This is a genomic window from Rhodanobacter sp. Soil_C_14 (assembly GCF_057657335.1).
In genome coordinates this window covers 99,303-124,720 of the sequence record NZ_JBDGIQ010000005.1, presented here as the reverse complement: position 1 = coordinate 124,720, position 25,418 = coordinate 99,303, and the positions used below count along the sequence as shown (strand labels likewise).

Genomic DNA, 25,418 nt, shown 5'->3' with positions numbered 1-25,418 from the left:
GCGCGGACGCGTCCCGCGGCGGCCGCACGACATGCGGCGCCGGTTCATGCCGGCGCCGCCTGCGGGCTCATTTGGCCGGCTTCGCCGCCACCGGCTTGCCGTCGGCATCGAGCACCTGCACCTGGCCGAGCTTGAGCGCGCGGATCGGCGACTCGATCTTCGCCAGGTCGCCGACGATCACCCAGGTCAGCTGGTCCGGATGGATGATCTGCTTCGCCGCCGCTTCCACCGCGGCGTCGGTCTGCCCTTCGATGCGCGACTTCAGGGTCTGCACGTAGTCGTCCGGGCGGTGGTACAGGGCGATGCCCTGCATCGCACCCATCACCGCCGAGGTGGTCTGGTACTCGCCCGGCATGCTGCGCACGTCGCCGACCTTGACCTTGCTGATCTCGGCGTCGGTCAGCGGCTTGTCGCCGATCACGCCGTTGGCCTCCTTCAGCATTTCGGCGATCGACGGCGCGGTCTTGTCGGTCTGCACCGGCGCGTACAGCATGAACGGACGTTGCCCCACCGCGTTCTGCAGGAAGCTGAAGGCGCCGTAGGCCCAGTGCTTGTCCTCGCGCAGGTTCATGTTGAGGCGCGAGGTGAAGGTGCCACCGAAGGCACCGTTCATGGTCTGGATTTCCAGATTGTTGGCCGCTTCGGTGGAAGGCGCCAGGCTGCCGGCGAGGATCAGCGTCTGCTGCGCTCCGGGACGATCGACCAGGAACACGCGCGCTTGCGACGGCGGCGTGACCTGGCCGATGTTCTTCACCGGCACCTTGCCGGCCGGTGCCTTCCAGTCGCCGAACACCGCGTTCAACTGCGGGATGATCTTGTCCAGCGTGGTGTCGCCGGCGACCAGGATCTTCACGTTGTCCGGGCGGATGTAGTCGTCCATGAAGCTGTGCATGTCGGCCGCGGTCAGCGACTTGATCGACGCCTCGGTGCCCGAACCGGTGAACGGGATCGCGTAGGCGTGGCCCTGGCCGTACAGCAGCGGCGGCAGGGTGCGCAGGGCGATGCCGGTGGGCTGGCTCTTTTCCTGGGCGATGCGCGCCAGCCACTGGCCGCGCAGGCGACTGGTGTCGCCGTCACGGAAGGCCGGGTTGCGCACGATGTCGGCGAACAGGTCCAGCGACGGCTTGAGCTGGTCGTCCAGCGCGTTCAGCGAGGCATTGCAGTAATCCAGCCCGCAACCGCTGGCGATGATCGCGCCCAGGCGCTGCTTGCGCTTGGCGATCTCCACCGAGTCCAAAGTCTTGGTGCCCTCGTCGAGCATGTTCATGGTGAAGCTGGAGGTGCCCAGCTTGCGACCCTGGTCGGCGGCGAAGCCCGCGTCGAACAGCAGCTGCAACTGCACCGCCGGCACCGTATGGCGTTCGGCCAGGACCACCTCGATGCCGTTATCGAGCTTGCCCCGCTGCAGCTCCGGGAAGCTGAGGTCGGGGAAGCTGCTGACCTCGGGCACGCCCTTGCTGCGGTCGACGTCGCTGGCCACCGTCTTGTAGTCACCCCTGGCCGAAAGCACCGGTGCCGGCGCGCCGGTGGCCGCGGCACGACCGGCCATCTTGGCCATGTCGGTGGCGTCGACCTTGCCCGGCACGACGGTCAGGGTGTAATCACCCTTGCTGATCCACTTGTCGGCCACCGCCTTGACGCTGGCCGGAGTCGCCGCCATGAACGCGTTGAAGTCCTTCAGGTACTGCCCCGGATCGCCGTGATACAGCTGGCCCTGGGCGAGGATCGAAGCCTGCGTGTTGACCTTTTCCAGGCCGCGCACGAAGGAGGCGCGCGTCTCGGTCTTCACCCGCGCCAGTTCGTCGGCGGTGGGGCCGGTGTTCAGGAATTTCTGCCACTCGTCGGCAATCGCGGCCTCGACCTTCGCCGGGTCGACACCCTTTTTCACGTCGACCTGCAGGTTGAACATGCTGGCCAGCACGTGCTGCTCGACGTCCACCGAGACGTCGTCGGCCAGCTTGTCCTGGTAGACCAGCCGCTGGTACAGCCGCGAGGTCTTGCTGCCGCCGAGCACGGCGGCGGCCAGTTCCAGCAGGTTCTCGTCGTTGTTGCCGCGACCGGGCACGTTCCACTCGCGGTAGATGCGGGTCTGCGCCACGTTGTCGGTCATGGTGCCCCGGGTGGAGCTGTCGCGGGGGGCGATCCACGGCTGCGGACGCGGCACCTGCGGGCCGGCGGCGATGTCGCCGAAATACTTCTGCATCTTTTCCTTCGCCACCGCCGGCGTGATGTCGCCGGACAGCACCACCACCGTGTTCGCCGCGCCGTAGTAGTCGCGGAACCACTGCTTGACGTCGCCCAGCGAGGCGGCGTTCAAGTCGTCCATCGAACCGATGGTGTCGTGGTGGTAGGGATGATTGGCCGGGAATGCCTCGGCCTGGATCAGCTCGCCCGCGCGGCCGTACGGCTGGTTCTCGCCCTGGCGCTTCTCGTTCTGCACCACGCCGCGCTGCTCGTCCAGCTGCGGCTGGCCGATCGCGCCCAGCAGGTGTCCCATGCGGTCGGATTCCATCCACAGTGCCATGTCCAGCGCGCTGGTCGGCACCGTCTCGAAATAATTGGTGCGATCGAGCCAGGTGGTGCCGTTCTGGTCGGTGGAGCCGGCCAGCTCGAACGGCTTGAAGTACTCGTCCTTGTGGTTCTCCGAGCCCTGGAACATCAGGTGCTCGAACAGGTGTGCGAAACCGGTCTTGCCCTTCGGCTCATACGACGAACCGACGTGATACCAGACGCTGACCGCCACCACCGGCGCCTTGTGGTCTTCGTGCACCACCACGGTGAGGCCGTTGGGCAGGGTGAAGCGGCTGTAGGCCAGCTCGGGAATCTGCTGCGAGGCGGCGGCAGTCGTCGCGGCAGCCGCGGGAGCCGCCCATGCCAGCGGCACGCCGCCAGCCAGGGTGAGCGCGCCGGCGATCAGCAGGGCGAGTGGTTTCTTTGTCACGGTGAACCTCCTGTTTCACGGATAAGTCGACACAGGCTAGCGGCGCGGGACAGGTGTCGCAAATGACTTGCGGCAGGGTCCGCCTGGGTGTCCGCCCGCATGTCCGGCTGTCCGGCGGCGGTCGACAGCGGTGTCCGCGGACAGGATTGTTCGCCCGGGGCCGCCGTGATGACTCCGTCAAATCAAGCACTTGGGGCGTTTGCAACCGTTGGCACGCGGATTGCTCTTATTTCCGTGCAGGGACTCTTCCCCCATTCGTCGGAGACAAGCTCATGAAATTCGAAACCCTGATGTTGCGCGGACTGTTCATCGCCTGCCTGGCGGTATGCGGCCTGATCTTCGGCGCGATGGTGACTACCACGCCGGCCTCGATACAGCTGGCCGGCAGCCATTCCCTGCGGACCATCCTGCTGGCGGCGCCGAGCAGTTGCGCCTTGCCGCCCGACGGCGTGATGTGCGCCCAGCTCGGCACGGCGTCGCCGCTCAACGGTTGATCCCGGGCGATGCCGTACGGCGATAATGGCGGATGCTCCACGTCATCCTGTTCAATCCCGAGATCCCGCCGAACACCGGCAACGTGATTCGCCTGTGCGCGAACACCGGCGCTGCGCTGCATCTGGTTCGCCCGCTGGGCTTCGAACTTGACGATGCCCGCCTGCGCCGCGCCGGGCTGGACTACCACGAGTACGCAAGGCTCGCGGTGCACGACGACCTGGCCAGTTGCCTCGATGCGATCGGCGCGCCCCGGGTGTTCGCCTTCACCACCCGCGGCCGTGTCGCCCATGTGGAGGCGCGTTTTGCCGACGGCGACGCCCTGCTGTTCGGCTGCGAAACCGCCGGACTGCCGGCAGCCGTGCTCGAGGCGATTCCCGCCGAACAACGCCTGCGCCTGCCGATGCGTCCGGACAGCCGCAGCCTGAACCTGTCGAACACGGTGGCCGTGGCCGTCTACGAGGCATGGCGGCAGCTCGGCTTCCACGGTGCCGCCGACGTCTGACCGAAGCGGCCGGGCTACAATCGGCAGATGAACGCCGCCACTCCCAACTCCTGGTTGCCGCAACCGCTGCGCAAGCTTGCCGGCCGTGCGCTGGAAACCGCGCTGAACCACACCTTGTCGCTCGATCCGGACACGCAGCAGAAGCTGGCCGCGCTGAATGGACGCAGCGTGCAGCTGCACCTGCGCGGCCCCGAGATCGCGCTGGCCATCACCGTCGAGGACGCCCGCCTCAAGGTGGGCCCGCCGCAGGAGGACAACCAGCTGAAGGTCGCCGCCTCACCGGGCAGCCTGCTGGCGATGATGTTCCGCCGCGACGACGACGGCATCGCCCCGGGCAAGGTGGAGATCGCGGGCGATGCCGAGCTGGCGCGCCGGCTGGAAAAGCTGGCCAGCAAGTTCGCTCCCGATTTCGAGGAAGCGTTCGCGCGCACGTTCGGCGATGTGCTCGGCGTGCCGTTGGCCAGGACTGTGCGCAAGGGCCTGGCCCACGCCCGCGAAACCGCCAGCCACCTCACCGAGGATGGCGCGGACTGGTTGCGCGACGAGGCGCGCGTGGCGATGGCGCCGAGCGAGGTGGAGGGTTTCCTCGACGGCGTGGACGAGCTGCGCGAGCGCAGCGAGCGACTCGAATCACGCGTGCAACGACTGTTGCAGCGCGTGTCGGGCAACGCCGCGTGACGCCGCTGAAGGTGGTACCTCGTCTGTTGCGGGTCGCTTCGGTGCTGCTGGCGTATCGACTCGATGAACTGGTCGACGCGGCACATCTGTACCGCCCGCTGAAGCTGCTGCGACCGCTGGTGGCCAAACCGCGCGTCGACATCCGCGGCTTGCCGCGCGGCGCGCGCCTGCGTCATGCGCTGACCGAACTGGGGCCGATCTTCGTCAAGGCCGGCCAGGTGTTGTCGACCCGCCGCGACCTGGTGCCGGCCGACATCGCCGACGAACTGGCCCTGCTGCAGGACCAGGTCGCGCCGTTCCCGGGCAGCGAAGCCCGCGCGATCGTCGAGCAGGAACTGAAGCTGCCGATTGGACGTCTATACGCCCGTTTCGACGAGACCCCGCTGGCCTCCGCCTCGATCGCCCAGGTGCATGCCGCCACCCTGCACGACGGCCGCGAGGTGGTGGTCAAGGTGTTGCGCCCGGGCATCGATGCGCAGATCGCCCGCGACGTGAAACTGCTGCGTTCGCTGGGCGAACTGGCCCAGCGCTGGCACCCGAACGCCGACAAGATCCGCCCGCTGGATGTCGTCGCCGAAGTCGAGAAGATGCTGGAGAACGAGCTGGACCTGCAGCGCGAAGGCGCCAGCGCCAGCCTGCTCCGGCGCAACTTCGCCAGCGGCGTGGACCTCTACGTGCCTGAAGTGCACTGGGACCTGACCGCCACCCGCGTGCTCACCCTGGAGCGGGTGCACGGCCTCAGCAGCGACGACATCGCCGCGATCGACGCCGCCGGGCTCGACCGCAAGGCGCTTGCCGTCAAGGGTGTGCGGGTGTTCTACGAGCAGGTGTTCCGCGACAACTTCTTCCACGCCGACGCCCACCCCGGCAACATCTGGGTCGACCCGACGCGCACCGGCGAACCGCGCTTCATCGCGCTGGATTTCGGCATCATGGGTTCGCTGCCCGAAGCCGACCAGTATTGGCTGGCGCAGAACTTCATCGCGCTGTTCGAACGCGACTACGCCCGCATCGCCAAGCTGCACGTGGACGCGGGCTGGATGCCCGCCGACGTCCGGCTGGACGAGCTGGAAGCCGCCGTGCGCACGGTGTGCGAGCCGTACTTCACCCGCCCGTTGTCGCAGATCTCGCTGGCCGAGCTGGTGGTGAAGCTGTTCCAGACCGCACGGCGTTTCGAGCTGACCCTGCAGCCGCAGTTGATCCTGCTGCAGAAGACCCTGCTGAACATCGAGGGCGTGGGCCGCATGCTCGACCCGGAGATCGACATCTGGGCGGTGGCGCACCCGGTGCTGAAACGCATCCTGCGCGAACGCTACAGCCCGTTGCGCACGTTGCGCGAAGTGCGCAAGCGGCTGCCCGAATGGCTGCACGAGGCACCGCAATTCCCCGAGCTGGTGCGCGACGCACTGCGCCAGATCGGTCGCGGCGAGCGACGCGAGGTTGCTGATCCACTGGCGCTGAAACTGGCTCTGGAAACTGCGCATCGCCAGCACAAGCTGCTTGCCTGCGGGCTGCTCGGCAGCGCGCTACTGATTGCTGCCGCTTTGCTGTGGACGCTGGCCCCGCAACACGGCAGCTGGCCACCGCTCGGCGCTGGCCTCGCCGGCCTGCTCGCTTTCGCCATCGGCTGGCCCCGCTCGCGCTGACCGGAATGCCGACGTAGGGCGGGCACTGCCCGCCGGCTCTTGGCGCAAGGCAGCGGGCAGTGCCCGCTCTACATTGATGGCGCAACTATCCCCCCGGCCGACGAACCACCATGATCGAGATTCTCTACCAGGACGACACGCTGATCGCGGTGAACAAGCCCGCGAACCTTGCCGTGCACCGCTCGAAGATGGTGGGCAACGCCGAGGAATTCCTGATCGACCTGTTGCGCGAACAGATCGGCAACAACGTCTACCTGGCCCACCGGCTCGACCGCGCCACCAGTGGCGTGCTGCTGGTGGCGCGCAGCAAGGAGGTTGCCGCCGCGCTGGGCGAACAGTTCATGGCCCGCAGCATCCACAAGCAGTATCTCGTGGTGGTGCGCGGCTGGCCCGAACCGGGCGAAGACGTGATCGACTATCCGCTGCCCGGCTCGCGCGAGACCGGCCCACGCCGCGAGGCACGCACCCGCTACCGGCGCCTCGCCACCATCGAAGTGCCGATCGAACTGGGCCGCTATCCGCGGCAGCGCTACGCGCTGGTTCTCGCCGAACCCGAAAGCGGCCGCTTCCGCCAGATCCGCAAGCACCTGGCGCATATCCACCACCCGGTGATCGGCGATTGCCAGCACGGCCGCGGCGACCACAACCGCCTGTACAAGCAGCATTTCGGCTGTCATCGGATGCTGCTGCACGCATGGCGGCTGGATTTCCACCACCCGGTCACCGGCGTGCCGATGCAGCTGGCAGCTCCGCTGGATGAGGCTTACACGCACCTGCTCGCCCGGTTCGGCTGGCCCCGGCCCGAGGACATCGAAACATCGCCGAACGACTTCCCGCCACCCCTCGGTTCGTCCTGAGCGTCGCCGCACGGAGGCGAAGTCGAGGAACACACGGCGAAAGGCACCCGCGGCGCCGCGCCCGGCCCACACGGGAAGAAGCCCGTCTCTCGCCCCGCCTTTCGCTTGCCCGTAAACTGCCTGGCATGTTGACCGTCAGCCACAGCATCACCCTGCCCGAGTCCGAGCTCGTCGAGCGCTTCCTGCGCGCCGACGGCCCCGGCGGACAGCATGTGAATCGCACCGAGAGCGCGGTGGAGCTGCGCTTCGACGTGGCCAGCTCGCCGTCGCTGCCTGAGGAGATCCGCACGCGTCTGCTGGAGCGCCGAGATCGCCGGCTGACCGCCGAGGGCGTGCTGGTGATCCAGGGCCGCCGCTTCCGCGACCAGGGACGCAATCGCGACGACGTGCGCGAGCGCCTGGTGGAGATCATCCGCGGCGTGCTGGTGCCACCGAAGAAGCGCCTGGCCACCCGCCCCACCCGCGCCTCGAAGGAACGTCGCCTGGTGGGCAAGCAGCAACGCGGCCAGATCAAGCAGTCCCGTTCACGCAAGCCGGATCTCGAATGAAGGGACAACTGCCCAACCCCGAGCAACTGCCGCCGGGCATGCCGCATCTGGCCGACAACTGGCGCCGCCGACTCTGTCGAGGCGTACTTCGCCTGTGCGGCTGGAGCCTGGTCGGCGAGTTTCCCGACGTGCGCCGCGCCGTGCTGATCGCCGCGCCGCACTCGTCGTGGTGGGATGGCGTGTGGGGCCTGCTGATGAAGGTCGGCATCGGCGCCGACATCCATTTCATGGGCAAGCAGGAGCTGTTCCGCGGCCCACTGGGCAAGCTGCTACTGAAACTGGGCGGCATGCCGATCGACCGCGGCGCTGCCAAGGGTGTGGTCGAGCAGATGATCGACCAGCTGCAGCAACACGAATCGCTGTGGCTGGGCATCGCGCCCGAGGGCACGCGCAAGCCGGTAGCGCGCTGGAAGAGCGGCTTCTGGCGCATCGCCCACGAGGCCGGCGTGCCCATCGTCACGGCCTGGTTCAACTATCCGGACAAGACCATCGGCGTCGGCCCGCTGTTCCACACCAGCGACGACATGGAGGCGGACCTGGCCCGCCTGCGCGCGTTCTATGCGCCGTTCCGGGGCAAGCACCGCAACGTGTGACCGGATGCGGGCGCACGCCCTGCCGCCGCGTCAACGCTGCGAATGGCCCGGATCGTCGTGCTCGCGATGGGTCAACAGGCCGGGCCGCACCAGGTCGATGAAGGCCCGCGCCTCGGCGCTGAGGAACTTGCCCTTGCGCATCACCACGCCGTAGCTGCGTTGCGGGAAGAACTGCTTCATGTTGCGCACCGCCAGCCGTTCACTGTCGACGGCGGTGATGCAGATGCCGGTGACTATGGAGATGCCCATGCCCATCGCCACGTACTCCTTGATCACGTCCCAGCCGCCGACCTCGATCGCCACGTGGAACGGCACTTGCTGCTGCTGGAACACCAGGTCGACCAGGCGATAGGTGGACAGCCGCTGTGGCGGCAGGATCAGGCCGTAAGGTGACAGGTCTTCCAGGGTGATCTTTTCCTTCGCCGCCAGCGGATGACCCGGCGGCATGATCAGCATCGGGTCGTAGTGCTGCACCGGCGCCCAGGCGATGTCGTTGGGAACGTCGAGCATCGAGCCGACGGCGAAGTCGGCCTCGTCCGCGCGCAGCATCGCCATGCCGTCCTTGCCGGTGACGTTGGCCAGCTGCAGCTGCACCGCGGGGAAGCGTTCGCGGTAGCGGCGCACCAGGTCGGGCAGCAGGTACTGGATGGTCGAGGTGCCGGCGGCGATGGTCAGGCGGCCGGCCTGCAGTCCCTTCACCCTGGCCTGGAAGTCGCGGTCCAGCGTGTCCCAGCCTTCGACCAGCGGCCGCGCCAGTTCATACAGCGCCTCGCCTGCGTCGGTGAGGTTGATGCGGCGTCGACGCCGTTCCAGCAGGCTCATGCCGAGTTCCCGCTCCAGCGCCTGCAATTGCAGGCTGATGGTGGGTTGCGACAGGTACAGCGCCTCGGCCGCGCGGGTCAGCGTACCCAGCTTCACCACGCTGACGAAGGCACGCAACTGCTTATGCCGGTTGCCTTTGTAGTAATAGCGCCCGCCGTTCTCCGCCGGCGCGACCTCGCCGCGCTTCTTTGCTGCGCTGCGGCGCGGCTTTTTCGGTCCGTTCAGCGACGCGTCGTGCTTTTTCATCGCCATATTTCAATACTTTGGAGTATGTATTGCATTTGCTCATAGTAATGATTGAAACATTCACTTTGTCAAATAGCTGATTTGTACCTAGCTTCGAGTCATTCCCGACACGGAGCGACACCATGGCAGTACCGCAGGAAAGACTCGAACTCGGCGCCATCGAGATTCATGCCGACCCGGCCGGTTACGCGAGCATCCTGACCCCGGCAGCGCTGGCTTTACTGACCCGGCTGCACCGCCGCTTCGAACCGACCCGCCAGAAGTTGCTGCAGGCGCGGCGCGAGCGCCAGGCGACGTACGACGCCGGCGGCCTGCCCGACTTCCGCGCCGACACGGCGGCGATCCGCGAATCGGACTGGAGCGTGGCGCCGATCCCGCCGGCGCTGCGCGACCGTCGCGTCGAGATCACCGGCCCGGTCGAGCGCAAGATGATCATCAACGCGCTGAATTCCGGCGCGAAGGTGTTCATGGCCGACTTCGAGGACTCCTCGGCGCCGACCTTCGCCAATCAGCTCGACGGCCAGCTCAACCTGCGCGACGCGGTGAACGGCTCAATCGACTTCACCTCGCCCGAGGGCAAGCACTACCGAGTGGGCGACAACCCCGCCGTGCTGGTGGTGCGCCCCCGCGGCTGGCACCTGCACGACAAGTTCTTCAGCGTGGATGGCGAGCCGATGTCCGGCGCCCTGGTTGACTTCGCCCTGTTCGTGCTGCACAACGCCCGCGCCCTGCACAGCCGTGACCGCGGCCCGTATTTCTACCTGCCGAAACTCGAGGCGATGGAGGAGGCCGCGTTGTGGGATGCGGTGATGGCCGACGCCGAGAACGAACTGCAGCTGCCGGTGGGCACGATGAAGGCCACCGTGCTGATCGAGACGCTGCCGGCGGCGTTCCAGATGCACGAGATTCTGCATGCGCTGCGCCGTCGCGCAGTCGGCCTCAATTGCGGCCGCTGGGATTACATCTTTTCCTACCTGAAAACCCTGCGCGGCCATCGCGACCGCCTGCTGCCCGAGCGCAGCCAGGTGCAGATGACCGCACCGTTCCTGAAGGCGTATTCCGAACTGCTGATCCAGACCTGCCATCGCCGCGGCGCGTTCGCGATGGGCGGCATGGCCGCGCAGATCCCGATCAAGGGCGACGAAGCCGCCAACGAAGCGGCGCTGGCCAAGGTGCGCGCCGACAAGCTGCGCGAGGTGCAGGCCGGCCACGACGGCACCTGGGTGGCGCACCCGGCGCTGGTGGCCGTGGCGCAGCAGGTCTTCGACCAGCACATGCCCGGCGCCAACCAGCTCGGCGTGCTGCGCCAGGACGTGCAGGTCAGCCGCGAACAGCTGCTCGCCGCGCCCAACGGCACCATCACCCGCGCCGGCTTCGACAACAACGTCGAGGTGTGCCTGCGCTACACCGCCGCCTGGCTCGATGGCCTGGGCTGCGTGCCGATCCATCACCTGATGGAAGACGCCGCCACCGCCGAGATCGCCCGCGCCCAGTTGTGGCAGTGGCTGCATCACGCCGACGGGTCGCACGCGGAGGCCTTGGCATTCCCCGACCACGCGCCGATCGACTTCGCCCTGTTCGACCACGCACTGGCCTGCCACACGCACCGACTGCGCGACAGCCAGCATCCCGGCGCCGCCCGCGCCGACGCGGCCGCTGCCCTGCTCTCGGCGATGACCCATGCCGACGTGCTCGGCGACTTCCTCACCCTGCCCGCCTACGACCAGCTCGCCTGAGTCCCGCCGATCCGCCTGCCACGAATCACCGTCCCACGGAGCCATGCCATGAAGACCACGACCCTGCCGACCGCCGAACAGATCACCCTGGACTGGAACAACAACCCGCGCTGGACCGGCGTGCAGCGCAACTACTCCGCCGAGGACGTGGTGCGCCTGCGCGGCACCGTGCACGTGGAGCACTCGCTGGCCCGCCATGGCGCCGAGCGGCTGTGGAAGTCCCTGCACAAGGAAGACTTCGTCAATGCGCTGGGCGCGCTCACCGGCAACCAGGCGATGCAGCAGGTCAAGGCCGGCCTGCAGGCGATCTACCTCAGCGGCTGGCAGGTCGCCGCCGACGCCAACGTGGCCGGCGAGATGTATCCCGACCAGTCGCTGTACCCGGCCAACTCGGTGCCGCTGGTGGTGAAGCGGATCAACAACACCTTGCTGCGCGCCGATCAATTGCATCACGCCGAAGGCAAGGACGACTGCGACTGGCTGGTGCCGATCGTGGCTGACGCCGAAGCCGGCTTCGGCGGCGTGCTGAATGCGTTCGAGCTGATGAAGGCGATGATCGAGGCCGGTGCCGCCGGCGTGCATTTCGAGGATCAGCTGGCCAGCGTGAAGAAGTGCGGCCACATGGGCGGCAAGGTGCTGGTGCCGACCCGCGAAGCAGTCGACAAGTTGAACGCGGCACGCCTGGCCGCCGACGTGGCCGGCGTGCCGACCCTGCTGGTGGCGCGCACCGACGCCGACGCCGCCGACCTGCTCACCTCGGACATCGACGACAACGACAAGGCCTTCATCACCGGCGAACGCACCGTCGAAGGTTTCTATCGCGTGCGGCCCGGCCTGGACCAGGCGATCAGCCGCGGCCTCGCCTACGCGCCGTACGCCGACCTGATCTGGTGCGAGACCAGCAAGCCGAACCTGTACGACGCGCGTCGTTTCGCCGAGGCGATCCACGCGAAGTTCCCCGGCAAGATGCTGGCCTACAACTGCTCGCCCAGCTTCAACTGGAAGAAGAACCTGGATGACGCCACCATCGCCAACTTCCAGAAGGAACTGGGTGCGATGGGCTACAAGTTCCAGTTCATCACCCTGGCCGGCTTCCACAGCCTCAACTACGGCATGTTCGACCTGGCGTACGGTTACGCCCGTCGCCAGATGAGCGCCTTCGTCGAACTGCAGGAAAAGGAATTCGCCGCCGCCGACCGCGGCTTCACCGCGGTGAAGCACCAGCGCGAAGTGGGCACCGGCTACTTCGACGCCGTGACCCAGGCGATCCAGCAAGGACAGTCGTCGACCACCGCGCTGAAAGGCTCGACCGAAGAAGCCCAGTTCAAGCAGGCTTCGGCGGCCTGAGTTCCGCAGCCCTGCGCGTGACCCTTCCTTCCGGTATAAGGAAGGGCCACGCACAGACTGCCCTTCTGCAATCGAGGGAGCGGAATCAGAAATCCTTCTGCAAACTGAGATAGACGCCGCGACGTGGGCCGAACTGCGGGGCGCCCACGCCGATGCCGCTGCCGTCGCGTAGTTCATAGGTGCGATCGAGCGCATTGATCACCGCCAGTTGCGCGTGCAGCTTGCCGAAACCGTCGAAGGCGAAGTCGTGCGCGACGTTGAGGTTCAGCTGGAAGTACGCGGGCAGCGAGGCGCCATTCGGCACGTCGCCGTCCTTGCGCAGGCCGCTGCCGAAAAGATAGTCGGCGCCGACGCGGGTGCTGTCGTTCAGCGCGACGTTGATGCCACCGGACGAGGTGAGCTTCTGGTCGTGGTCGAGGAAGATCCAGTGGTTGTTGACGTACGCCAGGTCGTCGGGATCGAAGTTGTACTGGCTGGTGATGATGCGCTGGCCGATCGCCTTGCCCAGCGAGGCGTTGAAGTACGCCGACAGCGGGCCCTGCTCGTAATTGGCGGTGAACTCCACGCCCTTCACCCGGCCCGCCGCGTAGTTGAAGGTGGAATAGACCAGGGCGGAGCCGAACTGGCCTTCGTCCTGCAGGCGCTGCACCTTGCGGTAGTAGGCGTCCACGCCCACGGTCCAGGCCGAGCCGATGTTCTGCGAGATGCCTGCGTCGAAATAATCCGAGCGTTCGGCCAACGGCGTGTTGTTGCCGGTGTCCGCCACGGCGTTGGTGGTGCCTTCGAATTTCGCGATGTTGCTGCTGGCGATCATCTCGGTCGCTGGCGGCGTGAAATAGCGCGAGTAGCCGGCGTGCACCACCGTGCTGCCGGTGGCCTGCCAGACCAGGCCAGCGCGGGGACTCAGCTGGCTCTCACTGCGCGCCAGCTGATAGCGGTCGCCACGCAGGCCGTAGTTCAGCGTCCAGTTGGCGCCGAGGCTCCATTCGTCCTGCACATAGGCCGACCAGGTCCTTGCGGTGAGGCGGCTGGCGTCGAGGATGTTGACCGGTGTGGTGCTGGCCTGGTTGCCGTCGGCGTCGACCGGAAACACCCACGCGTCGTTGCCGCTGGCCGCGCGCTCGAAGCTGCCGTAGACGCCGTAGCGCAAGGTATGGTGATCGCCCATCGGCGTAGCGAAATCGGCCTGCAAGGTGCTGGCGCGATTGCTGCGGGTGATGCCGGAGGCGACGCCGTTGAACATCAGTTCGCCGATCCGGTCCGGCGCATAGGCGAGGCCGCTGTAACGCTGGCCCACCGATACCTGATAGTCGGTGGCGCCCAGCTTGCCCTGCAACGCTAGCACGCCGAAACGGGTGCTCTCGCGCTGACGCTGGGCGAGGTCGGCCGAGTTGAAATTCACCGTGTCCAGGTAACCGAACTGCGGCGTCTGGTCCGGGTTGTTCGGGATATCGAAGCGGTTGTTGGCCACACCGAACAGGAAACTCAGGCGGGTGTCGTTGTCGATCAGGTAGCTGATGTCGCCGAAGCCCTTCGCTTGATTGGTGTGGTCGTGGATCGGCTTGCGGCTCGCCGTGGGGTTCTCGATGCCGGCATCGTTCTCCATGTAGTTGCCGGTGAAGAACCAGCTCCAGCGATCGTGGCTGCCCCACACCGATGCATTCGGATTCAGCGTGCCGTTGCTGCCGCCGGTAATGCCCACGCTGCCGCCATTGCCCAGGTCGTGGCCGCTCCTCGTGGTGATGTCGACCACCGCCGCCGTGCGCAGGCCGTACTGCGCCGGCAAGGCACCGTCGAGCAGCTTCACGGTGTGGATCGTGCGTGCGTCGAGACTCTGGCCGAAGCCACCGATCGACTCGGGGATGATCACGCCGTTGATGCGGTATTGCAGGTTGGCGTGATCGCCGCGCACGTGCAGGCCGCCGTAGGAATCCTGCACCACGCCCGGCGCCTGCAGCAGCACCTGGTTGATCGGCGTGGACGCGCCCAGCGGCAATTGTGCGATCGCCTTGTGATCGATCACGTACTGGCTGCTGCCGGTATCGGGCGACAGTGCGTTGCGGGCCTGGTCGAGCGCGCCCGACACCGAGATCGCATCCAGATCCTGCACCTGCGGTTGCCGGTTGCGACTGCCGCTGTCGGCCGGATCGTCGCCATGCGCCGCCGCGGTGGCAGCGGGGTCGGCAACGGTGGCATGGATGGCGAACGGCATGGCCAGCGCGACGGCAAGAGCCAGGGCGAGCGGGGAGTGTGTCATCGGGAATTCCGGCAGGGACGGGAGGTTGATTTGTTATGTTATAACATATCCAACGCAACGCATGACCGCCCGGGCCAGAAGTCACGCACCGCGTGACCGGCCCTCGTGTTGAGCCCCGCTTCACGCGCACTCCCTAGACTGCGGGGAACGCAAGCCGCGCGCATTCGCCTCGTCTGCACGGAGTCGCCCATGAGCAAGTCACCCAGCCAACAGGTTCCCGCAGTCATCGCGCCGGGCGAGCCGGGCAGGATCACCGCGGCGATCCTCGATTTCGTCAGCGAAGTGCCGAATAGCCGGATCGACAGCAGCAGGGAACCGGCCAACGAGGCGCGCAAGCTGGCCAGCCGCGCCGCCCAGCGCGCCGCGCTGACTGCCGGCTCGCTGGCCTTGCCGCCGGGTCCGCTGGGCTGGCTGACCTTGTTGCCGGAGCTGATCGCGATCTGGAAAATCCAGGGGCAGATGGTCAGCGACATCGCCGCCGCCTACGGCCGCCACGCGAGCCTGGGGCGCGAGCAGATGATGTGGTGCCTGTTCCGCCACACCGCGGCGCAGGCCTTCCGCGACCTGGTGGTGCGCATGGGCGACCGGCTGATCTTCCGCCGCATGTCGTGGGGCATGGCCCAGCGCGTGGCGAAGCAGATCGGCGTGAAACTCACCCAGCGCACGCTGAGCAAGGGGCTGTCGCGCTGGCTGCCGGTGGTCGGCGCGCTGGGCGTCGGTGCCTACGCGTACTACGACACCGGGCAAGTGGCCGCCACTGCGATCGAGATGTTCGAGAGCGAGGTGACGATCGAGGAAACAGCCGACGCGGACGCCGCGACCACCGACAAACCGAAACCGGCGCCGAAGCCAAAGCCGGCCGCGAAAGCGGCGCGGCGCGTGGCCGGCAAGCTGGTCGACAAGGCGGTCGCCACGGCCGCCCGCAAGGTCGCTGGCGCCGCGCAAAAAACTGCCGGCAAGACGCGCCCGAAGAAGCCCGGCCCGCCCCAGCGCGGGTGACGCTGGCGCGGCTTTGCGGCAAGCTGCAGGTTGCACAGTTGACGGAGCCGCCGCATGTCACCCACCGATGATCGACCCGGCTCGGCTCAACCCGGCGCGGATCGACCCGTCGCGCTGATCACCGGCGCCGGCCGTCGGGTCGGCGCGGTGATCGCGCGGACGCTGCATGCAGCCGGCTACGACGTGGCGCTGCACTATCGTCATTCGGCCGCCGACGCGCGCGCGCTGTCCGACGAGCTCGAAGCGCAACGCAGCGGCAGCACCCTGCTGCTGCAGGCCGAACTCGCCGAGCTGTCGACGTTGCCCGGCATGATCGATCAATTGCTGGCCCGCTATGGCCGCCTCGACGCGCTGGTCAACAATGCGTCGGCTTTTTTCCCCACGCCCGCGGGCACGGCCACCGCCGAACAATGGAACGCGCTGTTCGCCTCCAACGCGCAGGCGCCGTTCTTCCTCAGCCAGGCCGCCATCCCCGCGCTGCGCGCATCGGGCGGCGCCATCGTCAACATGATCGACATCTACGCCGAGCGTCCGCTGGCCGGGCATCCGCTGTACTGCATGGCCAAGGCTGCGCTGGCCGCGATGACCCGCTCGCTGGCGCTGGATCTGGGCCCCGACATCCGGGTCAACGGCGTCGCCCCCGGCGCCGTGCTGTGGCCGGGCGACGGCAAGGCCTACGACGACCAGCAGGCAATGCTGGCACGCACGCCGCTGCAACGCTCCGGCTCACCGGACGACGTGGCCAGCGCGGTGCTGTGGCTGCTGCGCGACGCACCGTTCGTGACTGGGCAGATCATCCGGGTGGATGGGGGAAGGACGTTGGCGGTGTGAGCTTGGGTGCGTCGCTGCGATGGGCGATGCGGCGGCGCGGACCCCACCCCTGCCCTCCCCTGCACGCAGGGGAGGGTATCCCGGTCGCTTCGAGCTTCTGCTTTGCTCCCTCCCCTGCGAGCAGGGGAGGGTCGGGGTGGGGTCGCTCCCGCGCTATTTCTTCTTGGGCGCGAAGGCCTGCTGCAGCAAGGCCTGGTCGAAGCCCACACTGGCCTCGCCAGCTTCGGCGTAGCGATACAGCGCGGCCGAATAAATGCCTTGCAGCGAGGACTGGATCAGGGCCAGCAGGACGAACCCCACCACCACGATCACCGCCGCCAGCACGATCGCGACGACCGACTGCATCGCCACCGCGCCACCGATCAGCACGGCGCCGACCAGCACCGCCAGGAACATCAGCAGGCCGAACACCACGCCGATGCCGCCGTTGCCGATGATGTTTTCGCCCCAGCTGCGCTTGAGCAGCTCGACGCTTTCCTTCACCGCGTCGACCGGGCCGACATCCTTGCTGGCCAGCACCGGCACCACCAGGAAGGTGGCCACGGTCCACGCCAGACCGATGAAGCCGATCACCAGCCGACCGATCAGGCCCAGCCGCTCCTGGATCATCCGCAGCAGCAGGCCCACCGTGGCGGCGATCAGCGCATAGCCGAAGATCTGCGGCAGCTTCGACCGCGCCAGCGCCAGGCCCGCGCCCACGCCGGTCGGTTCGCCGCGCAGATGCATCAGCGCCACGCCGGTCAGGGCGGTCTGGAAGAAGATGATCACGAAGTACTGCACCAGGTAGAACACGAACATCAGCAGGTAGCTGCCCACCGACATGCGTTCGTGGAAGTCCTCGCCCGCGTGCGCGCCGCCGATCACCATCATGCCCACCGGCACCAGGAAGCTGGCCGCCACCAGCAGGGTGCACAGACCCGACAGCAGCGGAAACACCAGCAACGACTTGTCCGAGCGCAACACCGTGGCGCTCGCCTTCATCAACGCCCAGCTGCGGGCAAACTTTCCGGCCATGTTCCTGTTCCCCTCGATCGTGGACCCGCGTTCAGACAGACGGGCTCAGGCCCGTGATGCGCCTTTCTAGCATCCGCGCGGCAGCTGCAACAGTGCGCCCGGTTCAATCCGCCAGCGCTTCGGCCTGCAGCGGTTCGCTCCCCGCGGGAAAGGCCGCCCACAGCTCGGCCATGCTCCGCCCGCCGAGCGGATGGCGAAAGCCCGGTGCGATATCGGCGATCGGCCGCAACACGAACGCATGCTGCAGCTCGTTGCGGGGAATCTGCAGATGGCCGGGACCGTCCAGCACCAGGTCGTCGTAGAACACGATGTCGACATCCAGCGTGCGATCGGAGTAACGCGGCACGTCGCGGCGGCGGCCGTGGCGATCCTCCAGCGCGTGCAGCCAGTCGTTCAACGCCTCGGGTTCCAGCTCGGTGTCCAGCCCCACGGCCAGGTTCACGAAGGCGGCGCCGTCGAAGCCCACCGAGGCGCTGCGATAAGCCGGCGACACGACCAGCTCGCCGAAGCGCTCGCGCAATTCCGCCAGCGCCGCGCGCAGGTGGCGATGCGGTTCCAGGTTGGAACCCAGGCTCAGGTAGACACGCGCCATCAGTCCGGCCGCACGCCGCGTTCAATGCGCACGCCCACCGACTTCGCGCCGCGCACCGCGCCGGGCTTGGACAACTTCAGCCGCACCCAGCTCACCCCGAATTCCTCGCGGATGATCGCTGCGCAGCGCTCGGCCAGGGTCTCGACCAGGCCGAAGCTCGACGCGCCCACGTAGTCGATCAGGCGCTTGGACACGTCCTTGTAGTTCAGCGTCAGCGCGATGTCGTCGCTGGCCGCCGGCAGCGTGTTGTCGAACGCCATCTCGATGTCGAACGCCAGCGTCTGCCGCACGCGGCGCTCCCAGTCGTAGATGCCGATGACGGCATCGATGCGCAGGTCTTCGATGAAAACGATGTCCATGGCGGTATTCACTGGGGCGATAGCCGTACAGGGTCGACGAGGCGGCGCCCGGATGCAAGTCGCGAGCAGGCGCCCGTGCGATCATGGACGCATGACCGCCTTCAGCACGCTCCCGCTCAAACCCGCCCTGCTCGCCAGCGTGGAAACCCTCGGCTATGCCGAAATGACCCCGGTGCAGGCGCAAAGCCTGCCGCCGATGCTGGAGGGCCGCGACGTGATCGCCCAGGCACAGACCGGCAGCGGCAAGACCGCGGCGTTCGGCTTGAGCCTGCTGCAGTCGATCGACGCGGACGTCATCCGGCTGCAGGCGCTGGTGCTGTGCCCCACCCGCGAGCTGGCGGACCAGGTCAGCAAGGCGATCCGCAAGCTGGCCGCGAACATTCCCAACGTGAAGCTGCTGACCCTGTGCGGCGGCATGCCACTGGGTCCGCAGCTGGCTTCGCTGACGCACGACCCGCACATCGTGGTGGGCACGCCCGGCCGCGTGCAGGAACATCTGAAGCGGCAAAGCCTGCATGGCGGCGGGATCCAGGTGCTGGTACTGGACGAGGCCGACCGCATGCTCGACATGGGCTTTTCCGAGGCGATCGACGACATCATCGGGCGCATCGCGAAACATCATCAGACGTTGCTGTTCTCGGCCACTTATCCGGACGAGATCCGCGCGGTCAGCGAACGCGTGCAGCACGATCCGGTGGTGGTGACGGTGGACGCACCGGCTGACGAACAGCCGGCGATCGAGCAGCGTTTCCACGAGGTCGATCCGGCGCAGAAACCCGATGCGCTGGCGCAGCTGCTTGGCGGTGCCAACGTCGAGCAGGCGCTGGTGTTCTGCAATATGCGCCGCGAGGTGGATGCGGTGGCGCAGGAACTGGATCGTCGCGGCTTTTCCGCGCTGGCCCTGCACGGCGACATGGAACAGCGCGACCGTGACGAAGTGCTGGTGCGTTTCGCGAACCACAGCTGCGCGGTGCTGGTGGCCACCGACGTGGCCGCGCGCGGACTCGACATCGTGGCGCTGCCGCTGGTGGTCAGCTACGACATCGCGCATGACCCGGAAACCCACACCCATCGCATCGGCCGCACCGGCCGCGCCGGCCAGGCCGGCCTGGCGATCACCTTGTGCGCGCCGCGCGAGCGACCGAAAGCCGCGAACATCGAGGAATTGAACGGTACGCCGCTGCCGTGGCGTCCGCTGAAAGTTGCGCCGTCCCGCGGCAAGACTTTGCATCTGGCGCCGATGAAGACCCTGGTGATCGACGCCGGCCGCCAGGACAAGCTGCGCCCGGGCGACATCCTCGGCGCGCTCACCGGCGATGCCGGGCTGGCGGCGAAGGACATCGGCAAGATCGACGTGTTCGCCACCCGCGCCTACGTGGCGATCAGCCGCGAACTGGCAAACAAGGCGCTGGAACGTTTGCGCGCCGGCAAGATCAAAGGTCGGAACTTCCGCGTGCGGCCCTTGGGCTGAACACACCCACCAAGCTGGAAACTATTGCCATGTCGCGCTGGTTCCACCGCACGCTTGCCCTCGCCCTGTTCGCCTCGGCCGGCTCCGTTTGGGCCGCGATTCCCGTGTACGGCTACAAGGTGGTGCACAGCTATCCGCACGACACCGCCGCGTACACCGAAGGCCTGTTCTACAAGGACGGCCATCTGTACGAGAGCACCGGCCAGGTCGGCGAGTCGACCGTGCGCAAGGTGGAGTTGGAAACCGGCGAGGTGCTGCAGCGTCATCGCCTGCCCAAGCAATACTTCGGCGAAGGCATCGTCGACTGGAAGGGCCGGATGGTGCAGCTCACCTGGCAAAGCCAGACCGGCTTCGTCTACGACCTGGCCAGCTTCACCCCGCAAAAGACCTTCAGCTATCCCGGCGAAGGCTGGGCGATGACCCGCGATGACCACCAGCTGTACATGAGCGACGGCACGGCCGAGCTGCGCGTGCTGGATCCGGAAACGCTGGCCGAGGTTCGCCGCATCCAGGTCACCGCCGATGGCCTGCCGGTCACCCACCTCAACGAACTGGAATGGGTCGACGGCGAGATCTACGCCAACGTGTGGCTGACCGACCGCATCGCCCGCATCGATCCGGCCAGCGGCCACGTGGTCGGCTGGATCGACCTGAGCGGCCTGCTCGACATCAGCCAGCTGCCGAACCCGGTCGACGACGTGCTCAACGGCATCGCCTGGGATGCGGCGCGCAAGCGCCTGTTCGTCACCGGCAAGTGCTGGCCGCAGCTGTTCGAGATCCAGCTGGTGCGGCGCGCCGGCCAGTGAGCCGCCGAACGCGAACGGCTAACGCCGCAGCCACGCCGCCGCGCCGCGCCCGGCCAGCAGGCCGCTGGCGAAGCAGGCGGTGAGCAGATAGCCGCCGGTGGGCGCTTCCCAGTCCAGCATCTCGCCGGCGCAGAACACGCCGGAGCGATCGCGCAACATCAGCGTGTCATCCAGTGCTTCCAGCCGCACGCCGCCGGCGGTGCTGATCGCCTCGGCCACCGGACGCGGTGCGCGCAGGCGCAGCGGCAAGGCCTTGAGTCGCGCCGCCAGCGCCGGCGGATCGGCCAGCGTGGGCTTGTCCAGCAACTCGAACACCAGCGCGCATCTGGCTGCGTCCAGTCCGGCGCGTCGGCGCAACCAGTCGCCGATGCTGTGCTTGCCGCGCGGCGCGGCGAGACGTTCGGCCAGCACCGGCTCGGTGTAGCCGGGCACCAGGTCCAGCGTCAGCAGGGCCTCGCCGTGTTCGCGGATCTGCTCGCGCAACTCGGCGCCGATCGCATACACCAGGCTGCCCTCGATGCCGTACTCGCTGAGCACGAACTCACCCTGCCGCGAATGCGCGACGCCCTGTCGATCGACCCAGTGCGCCACCACCGGCTTCAACGGCGCGCCGGCGAAGCGGCTGGACAGGTGTTCGCTCCATGGAATCTCGAAACCGCAGTTGGCCGGCTGCAGGGGCGCGATGTCGATGCCCGCCTGCCGCAGCGGCGCCAGCCAGGCGCCGTCGGAACCCAGCTGCGGCCAACTTGCGCCGCCGAGTGCCAGGATCACCGCAGGGGCCGGCACCACGCGCTGCCCCTGCGGCGTGGCGAAATGCAGGGCATCGTGCGCCTGCCAGCCCAGCCAGCGATGGTGCATGTGGAAGTTCACCCCGGCTTCGCGCAGCCGTCGCAACCAGCCGCGCAACAGCGGTGCGGCCTTCAGGTCATGCGGGAACACGCGGCCCGAGCTGCCTACGAAAGTCTCCACGCCCAACTCGCTGGCCCACGCACGCAGCGCGTCGGCGTCGAAGACGTCCAGCCAGCGCGCCACTTCGTCGCGACGCGCGCCGTAGCGTTCGACGAAACGGACGCGGGGTTCGGCGTGGGTCAGGTTGAGGCCGCCCTTGCCGGCCAGCAGGAATTTTCGCCCGACCGAGCCTTTCGCGTCGTACAGGTCGACCGTTGCGCCGGCGGCACACGCCGCCTCGGCCGCCATCAGGCCCGCCGGACCACCGCCGACGATGGCCAGTCGGGGAGGATTCGTCTGGTTCATTCCGGCATGGTCGCACGCCACCAGGGTGGCGTGAACCGACGCACGACCGGCATCACCTCCCTGCCCCGCCAGTATGTGTACTTCCGACCGTGGTGCGTGACTCAAACCGACCTGCCAGAGCCCCGTTGCATGAATCGGAAATAACTGCATGCCGCTTCCTTCGCGCTCCCTGCCGGCGAGTTGGCGTCACCAATCCAACGAGCCTCGCGAACCCGACAATAATGATATTGCGCAAAACGCAATTAATTGCGCTGACAAGACCGCATAACCAGCAAATCAAAGCGATTCATGACTACCTCATGTTAATCAACGACAAACGCATATTGGCAGCCATCGTCACTCCGGCACTCTGGCCTTTCGGAAGCGTTGAACAAGCCCTGATGCGGCCTTCAAGCCGGAAGCAGCGGCGGATCGACAGATCCAAAACCGCAAGCAATTACGCAAGTTAATCCAATTTTCCATTTACCAATAATGTGATGTCATTCACCCGACCCGTGAAAAAATCCTATTGACGATTTTCTGTGGAAAATCCTACCGTCACGCGGTTCGCCAACTTGAAGTCTGACGAATGATTCCGTGAAGGCGTCCTGCCATGGACGTTTACTTGCTCGGACATGCAACCGGCCAATCATCGGGGGATGCAGAAGAGCCGGCCGAAGCAGGCACGAAGTCGCTGGGCAGTCCAGAAAACCGATGGCGCCGTGAGCTTCACGGTGCTCACTTGATGAGGTCCACGCGGCCCCAGCGGCTTCGTTCGCCTCGAAAAACTTCCGGGAACCATACATGCCAAGTCATTTTCGCCTGACGCTGCTGACCGCAGCCATCAGCATGGCCGCCGTCACTTCGGTCCATGCCACGCCAACCGGCAACAACGCTTTTGTCGCACTGAACCAGCACGCCACCCAGCTCCGCCGAGGTGACGTGATCAGCGGGCCGCTGGCGACCTCGCAACCCATCCATATCGAAGTCGCACTGAAACTGCGCAACGCCAGTCAGTTGCACAGCTTCATTGCCACGGCCAAGTCCTCGAAGCTGTCGATGGTGCGGCACTCGCTGTCAGCGCCGGAGTTCGTCTCCACTTATGCACCCACGGCGACCCAGGCGAGTCAGGTGGCCGCATGGCTCACCGCGGCCGGCTTCACCAACGTGCAGATCGCCCCCAACCGCATGCTGGTTTCGGCCGATGGCCGGGCGGACACGGCGCAGGCTGCGTTCAAGACCACGTTCGCCCGGGTGCGCACTCGGGAAGGCCGCATGGCCTTCATGCACAACGATGACGTGCAGATCCCCGCCGCACTGCAGGACAGTGTGCTGTCGGTGATCGGTTTGCAGAGCGTCCACCAGGCACACACCTTCGCCGTGCCGATGCAGGCCAGCTACACCACCCAGGCAGTGACCGGCCACAACCCGACCGAGTTCGCCTCGATCTACGGCGGCACCGGCGTCGCCACGGCCGCCGGCGTGCCGGTGGGCATCGTCACTCAGGGCAAGATCACCCAGACCATCACCGATCTCAACACCTTCACCGACAACGCCGGGCTCGCACGGGTGACCACGCAGACGGTCAACACCAACGGCACCAGCACTGACACCAGCGGCCTGGGCGAGTGGAGCCTGGACAGCCAGGACGTTGTCGGCATGGCCGGTGGCCAGGTCGGCAGCCTGATCTTCTACAACATCCCGACCCTGTCCAACGCCAACCTCACGGCCGACTTCAACACCATCGTCAGCGCCAACGCGACCAAGATCATCAACGTCTCGCTGGGCGAATGCGAAACCGGCGCGCAGAGCGATGGTTCGGCGGCGGCGCAGGACCAGATATTCCAGCAGGCGGTGGCGCAGGGCCAAACCTTCTCGATCTCCACCGGCGACTCCGGCGCCGACGAGTGTGGCGACGGCGGTGTCACGCCCAGCTGGCCGGCCGCGTCGCAGTACGTGGTGGCAGTGGGCGGCACAACGCTGAATGCGTCCACCACCACCTGGAGCAGTGCCACCGTGTGGACCAGCGGCGGCGGCAGCTCCAGCACGTTCGAGCCGCAGCCAAGCTGGCAGAACGGCGTGGCCCCGGGCAGCAAACGCGGCCTGCCGGACATCGCCTATGATGCCGACCCCAATTCGGGTTCGAAGATCATCGTCAGCGGTGCCACCCAGCAGTACGGTGGCACCAGCCTGTCCGCGCCACTGTTTGCCGGTGCCTGGGCGCGTGTCATCGCGATCAAGGGCTCCAGCGTGGGTTTTGCCGCGCCGCTGCTGTACCAGCTGCCGGCGTCTGCCTTCCACGACATCACTTCGGGCAACAACGGTGGTGAAACGGCCAGCTCCGGTTATGACCTGGCTACCGGCCGTGGCGAACTGATCATCAGCGCCGCCGCCAATGGGATCGGCGGTGGCGGCAGCAGCAACGTTCCGCCAGTGGCCAATTTCGGCGACGTGACCAACGGCCTGACCGTGAACTTCACCGACAGCTCCACCGACAGTGACGGCAGCATCGCGTCACGCGCGTGGAACTTCGGCGACGGCAGCATCTCGACCGCCACCAATCCGAGTCACACCTACGCCGCCGCCGGCACATACACGGTGTCGCTGCAGGTAACCGACAACAGCGGCGCCACCAACACCAGGACCGCATCGGTAACGGTCGTTGCTGCTGGCGGTGGTGGCAACGTGCTGCAGAACGGGGTGGTGCTCACCGGTCAGGCTGCCGCCACGGGCGCGCAGCTGGCCTACACCGTGGTGATTCCCGCCGGCGCGACCAACCTGGTGATCGCCGAATCCGGCGGCACCGGCGACGCGGATCTGTACACGAAGTTCGGTTCCGCGCCGACGCTGTCCAGCTATGACTGCCGTCCGTACGTCAGCGGCAACAGCGAAAGCTGCACGGTGGCCTCGCCCCAGGCAGGCACCTACTACGTGATGTTGAACGGCTATGCCGCGTTCTCCGGCGTCAGCATCAAGGCCACCTGGAGCACGGGCGGCGGCGGTGGTGGCAACGTGCTGCAGAACGGCACGCCGGTGACCGGCCTGCAGGCCACGAAGAGCAACGCGGTGAACTACACGATGGTGGTACCCGCTGGCGCCAGCAACCTCAAGTTCGCGATCTCCGGCGGCACCGGCGACGCCGACCTGTACGTGAAGCGCGGCTCGGCACCCACCACCAGCAGCTACGACTGCCGCCCCTACGTGGCCGGCAACAGCGAGACCTGCAACATCTCGCCGGCCACTGCAGGCACCTACTACGTCATGGTGCGGGCCTACAGCAGCTACAGCGGCGTCACGCTGACCGGCAGCTACACGCCGTAAGCGAGTGCAGAACCGGGGAGCGCAGGGACGCGCCCCGCCCTTCAGGCAGGAAGGCCCGGCCGGCGACGACCGGGCCTTCCTGCGTATGGACGTCCAGACGTCCATGAATCTCGCTGCCGAACAC

Annotated in this window: 21 protein-coding genes; 14 read left to right on the top strand and 7 right to left on the bottom strand. The window is 67.1% G+C overall.

Annotated features, from left to right (window positions below):
- Positions 1–67: 67 nt before the first annotated feature.
- Complete coding sequence (locus AC3A56_RS13085) at positions 68–2,941, bottom strand: M16 family metallopeptidase (RefSeq protein ID WP_487770624.1); 2,874 nt, start codon at positions 2,939–2,941, stop codon at positions 68–70.
- A gap of 272 nt (positions 2,942–3,213) precedes the next feature.
- Between AC3A56_RS13085 and AC3A56_RS13080 the strand changes: the two genes are divergently transcribed.
- The 7 genes from AC3A56_RS13080 (at position 3,214) to AC3A56_RS13050 (ending at position 8,260) form a co-directional block, all read left to right on the top strand.
- The gene (locus AC3A56_RS13080) at positions 3,214–3,435 is read left to right on the top strand and encodes a hypothetical protein (RefSeq protein ID WP_056717441.1); all 222 of its coding nucleotides are present in this window, start codon (positions 3,214–3,216) and stop codon (positions 3,433–3,435) included.
- Between the two features lie 32 nt (positions 3,436–3,467).
- Positions 3,468–3,938: a tRNA (uridine(34)/cytosine(34)/5-carboxymethylaminomethyluridine(34)-2'-O)-methyltransferase TrmL gene (gene trmL, locus AC3A56_RS13075; RefSeq protein ID WP_056717440.1), complete on the top strand. Its 471-nt coding sequence runs from the start codon at positions 3,468–3,470 to the stop codon at positions 3,936–3,938.
- Positions 3,939–3,965: 27 nt separating this feature from the next.
- Positions 3,966–4,616: a ubiquinone biosynthesis accessory factor UbiJ gene (locus AC3A56_RS13070; RefSeq protein ID WP_487770623.1), complete on the top strand. Its 651-nt coding sequence runs from the start codon at positions 3,966–3,968 to the stop codon at positions 4,614–4,616.
- Positions 4,613–6,262, top strand: coding sequence for a ubiquinone biosynthesis regulatory protein kinase UbiB (gene ubiB / locus AC3A56_RS13065; RefSeq protein WP_487770622.1), 1,650 nt, complete (start codon positions 4,613–4,615; stop codon positions 6,260–6,262). Before AC3A56_RS13070 ends, ubiB begins: the two co-directional genes overlap by 4 nt.
- Positions 6,263–6,372: 110 nt before the next feature.
- Positions 6,373–7,119: a pseudouridine synthase gene (locus AC3A56_RS13060; protein WP_487770621.1), complete on the top strand. Its 747-nt coding sequence runs from the start codon at positions 6,373–6,375 to the stop codon at positions 7,117–7,119.
- A 125-nt stretch (positions 7,120–7,244) separates the two neighbouring features.
- Positions 7,245–7,667, top strand: a complete 423-nt coding sequence (gene arfB, locus AC3A56_RS13055) for an alternative ribosome rescue aminoacyl-tRNA hydrolase ArfB (protein ID WP_056717436.1) — start codon at positions 7,245–7,247, stop codon at positions 7,665–7,667.
- Positions 7,664–8,260 (top strand): 1-acyl-sn-glycerol-3-phosphate acyltransferase, encoded by a 597-nt coding sequence (locus AC3A56_RS13050; protein WP_487770620.1) that lies wholly within the window; start codon positions 7,664–7,666, stop codon positions 8,258–8,260. Before arfB ends, AC3A56_RS13050 begins: the two co-directional genes overlap by 4 nt.
- Positions 8,261–8,290: 30 nt before the next feature.
- Here the strand turns inward: AC3A56_RS13050 and AC3A56_RS13045 are convergent, their stop codons facing one another.
- Entirely contained in the window at positions 8,291–9,328 is a 1,038-nt protein-coding gene (locus tag AC3A56_RS13045) for a LysR family transcriptional regulator (RefSeq protein ID WP_487770619.1), read from the bottom strand.
- A 122-nt stretch (positions 9,329–9,450) separates the two neighbouring features.
- Between AC3A56_RS13045 and aceB the strand changes: the two genes are divergently transcribed.
- A complete protein-coding gene (gene aceB / locus AC3A56_RS13040; protein WP_487770618.1) occupies positions 9,451–11,064 on the top strand; it encodes a malate synthase A in 1,614 nt (537 codons plus the stop codon).
- A 48-nt stretch (positions 11,065–11,112) separates the two neighbouring features.
- A complete protein-coding gene (aceA, locus tag AC3A56_RS13035; RefSeq protein ID WP_487770617.1) occupies positions 11,113–12,411 on the top strand; it encodes an isocitrate lyase in 1,299 nt (432 codons plus the stop codon).
- A gap of 85 nt (positions 12,412–12,496) precedes the next feature.
- On the opposite strand, the gene AC3A56_RS13030 is transcribed toward aceA, so the two are convergent.
- Positions 12,497–14,668, bottom strand: coding sequence for a TonB-dependent receptor (locus AC3A56_RS13030; protein WP_487770616.1), 2,172 nt, complete (start codon positions 14,666–14,668; stop codon positions 12,497–12,499).
- Between the two features lie 189 nt (positions 14,669–14,857).
- Here AC3A56_RS13030 and AC3A56_RS13025 point away from each other — a divergent pair, with 189 nt between their 5' ends.
- Together AC3A56_RS13025 and AC3A56_RS13020 are read left to right on the top strand one after the other, a co-directional pair.
- Entirely contained in the window at positions 14,858–15,667 is an 810-nt protein-coding gene (locus tag AC3A56_RS13025; RefSeq protein WP_487770615.1) for a hypothetical protein, read from the top strand.
- A 54-nt stretch (positions 15,668–15,721) separates the two neighbouring features.
- Positions 15,722–16,498 carry a pteridine reductase gene (locus AC3A56_RS13020; RefSeq protein ID WP_487770614.1) on the top strand — a complete coding sequence of 259 codons (777 nt, stop codon included), beginning with the start codon at positions 15,722–15,724 and terminating at the stop codon, positions 16,496–16,498.
- 153 nt (positions 16,499–16,651) lie between these two features.
- On the opposite strand, the gene AC3A56_RS13015 is transcribed toward AC3A56_RS13020, so the two are convergent.
- The 3 genes from AC3A56_RS13015 to folB all read right to left on the bottom strand — a co-directional run bounded on the left by AC3A56_RS13015 (position 16,652) and on the right by folB (position 18,463).
- Positions 16,652–17,512 carry a DUF6159 family protein gene (locus tag AC3A56_RS13015; protein ID WP_056768067.1) on the bottom strand — a complete coding sequence of 287 codons (861 nt, stop codon included), beginning with the start codon at positions 17,510–17,512 and terminating at the stop codon, positions 16,652–16,654.
- Between the two features lie 103 nt (positions 17,513–17,615).
- Entirely contained in the window at positions 17,616–18,104 is a 489-nt protein-coding gene (gene folK, locus AC3A56_RS13010) for a 2-amino-4-hydroxy-6-hydroxymethyldihydropteridine diphosphokinase (RefSeq protein WP_487770613.1), read from the bottom strand.
- The gene (folB, locus tag AC3A56_RS13005; RefSeq protein WP_056715066.1) at positions 18,104–18,463 is read right to left on the bottom strand and encodes a dihydroneopterin aldolase; all 360 of its coding nucleotides are present in this window, start codon (positions 18,461–18,463) and stop codon (positions 18,104–18,106) included. Before folB ends, folK begins: the two co-directional genes overlap by 1 nt.
- Positions 18,464–18,554: 91 nt before the next feature.
- Between folB and dbpA the strand changes: the two genes are divergently transcribed.
- Positions 18,555–19,934, top strand: a complete 1,380-nt coding sequence (gene dbpA / locus AC3A56_RS13000) for an ATP-dependent RNA helicase DbpA (protein WP_056715057.1) — start codon at positions 18,555–18,557, stop codon at positions 19,932–19,934.
- 29 nt (positions 19,935–19,963) lie between these two features.
- Positions 19,964–20,740, top strand: coding sequence for a glutaminyl-peptide cyclotransferase (locus AC3A56_RS12995; RefSeq protein WP_487770612.1), 777 nt, complete (start codon positions 19,964–19,966; stop codon positions 20,738–20,740).
- Between the two features lie 18 nt (positions 20,741–20,758).
- Here the strand turns inward: AC3A56_RS12995 and AC3A56_RS12990 are convergent, their stop codons facing one another.
- The gene (locus AC3A56_RS12990) at positions 20,759–21,994 is read right to left on the bottom strand and encodes a TIGR03862 family flavoprotein (protein WP_487770611.1); all 1,236 of its coding nucleotides are present in this window, start codon (positions 21,992–21,994) and stop codon (positions 20,759–20,761) included.
- 783 nt (positions 21,995–22,777) lie between these two features.
- Here AC3A56_RS12990 and AC3A56_RS12985 point away from each other — a divergent pair.
- Entirely contained in the window at positions 22,778–25,294 is a 2,517-nt protein-coding gene (locus AC3A56_RS12985; RefSeq protein ID WP_487770610.1) for a pre-peptidase C-terminal domain-containing protein, read from the top strand.
- Positions 25,295–25,418 lie beyond the last annotated feature (124 nt).

What these genes read in the sequence shown, in the direction of transcription:
- AC3A56_RS13080 (WP_056717441.1), top strand. Translation starts at nt 3,214, where the DNA reads ATGAAATTCGAAACCCTGATGTTGCGCGGACTGTTCATCGCCTGCCTG.
- trmL (WP_056717440.1), top strand. Translation starts at nt 3,468, where the DNA reads ATGCTCCACGTCATCCTGTTCAATCCCGAGATCCCGCCGAACACCGGC.
- AC3A56_RS13070 (WP_487770623.1), top strand. Translation starts at nt 3,966, where the DNA reads ATGAACGCCGCCACTCCCAACTCCTGGTTGCCGCAACCGCTGCGCAAG.
- AC3A56_RS13060 (WP_487770621.1), top strand. Translation starts at nt 6,373, where the DNA reads ATGATCGAGATTCTCTACCAGGACGACACGCTGATCGCGGTGAACAAG.
- arfB (WP_056717436.1), top strand. Translation starts at nt 7,245, where the DNA reads ATGTTGACCGTCAGCCACAGCATCACCCTGCCCGAGTCCGAGCTCGTC.
- AC3A56_RS13050 (WP_487770620.1), top strand. Translation starts at nt 7,664, where the DNA reads ATGAAGGGACAACTGCCCAACCCCGAGCAACTGCCGCCGGGCATGCCG.
- AC3A56_RS13045 (WP_487770619.1), bottom strand. Translation starts at nt 9,328, where the DNA reads ATGAAAAAGCACGACGCGTCGCTGAACGGACCGAAAAAGCCGCGCCGC.
- aceB (WP_487770618.1), top strand. Translation starts at nt 9,451, where the DNA reads ATGGCAGTACCGCAGGAAAGACTCGAACTCGGCGCCATCGAGATTCAT.
- aceA (WP_487770617.1), top strand. Translation starts at nt 11,113, where the DNA reads ATGAAGACCACGACCCTGCCGACCGCCGAACAGATCACCCTGGACTGG.
- AC3A56_RS13030 (WP_487770616.1), bottom strand. Translation starts at nt 14,668, where the DNA reads ATGACACACTCCCCGCTCGCCCTGGCTCTTGCCGTCGCGCTGGCCATG.
- AC3A56_RS13025 (WP_487770615.1), top strand. Translation starts at nt 14,858, where the DNA reads ATGAGCAAGTCACCCAGCCAACAGGTTCCCGCAGTCATCGCGCCGGGC.
- AC3A56_RS13020 (WP_487770614.1), top strand. Translation starts at nt 15,722, where the DNA reads ATGTCACCCACCGATGATCGACCCGGCTCGGCTCAACCCGGCGCGGAT.
- AC3A56_RS13015 (WP_056768067.1), bottom strand. Translation starts at nt 17,512, where the DNA reads ATGGCCGGAAAGTTTGCCCGCAGCTGGGCGTTGATGAAGGCGAGCGCC.
- folK (WP_487770613.1), bottom strand. Translation starts at nt 18,104, where the DNA reads ATGGCGCGTGTCTACCTGAGCCTGGGTTCCAACCTGGAACCGCATCGC.
- folB (WP_056715066.1), bottom strand. Translation starts at nt 18,463, where the DNA reads ATGGACATCGTTTTCATCGAAGACCTGCGCATCGATGCCGTCATCGGC.
- dbpA (WP_056715057.1), top strand. Translation starts at nt 18,555, where the DNA reads ATGACCGCCTTCAGCACGCTCCCGCTCAAACCCGCCCTGCTCGCCAGC.
- AC3A56_RS12995 (WP_487770612.1), top strand. Translation starts at nt 19,964, where the DNA reads ATGTCGCGCTGGTTCCACCGCACGCTTGCCCTCGCCCTGTTCGCCTCG.
- AC3A56_RS12990 (WP_487770611.1), bottom strand. Translation starts at nt 21,994, where the DNA reads ATGAACCAGACGAATCCTCCCCGACTGGCCATCGTCGGCGGTGGTCCG.
- AC3A56_RS12985 (WP_487770610.1), top strand. Translation starts at nt 22,778, where the DNA reads ATGCCAAGTCATTTTCGCCTGACGCTGCTGACCGCAGCCATCAGCATG.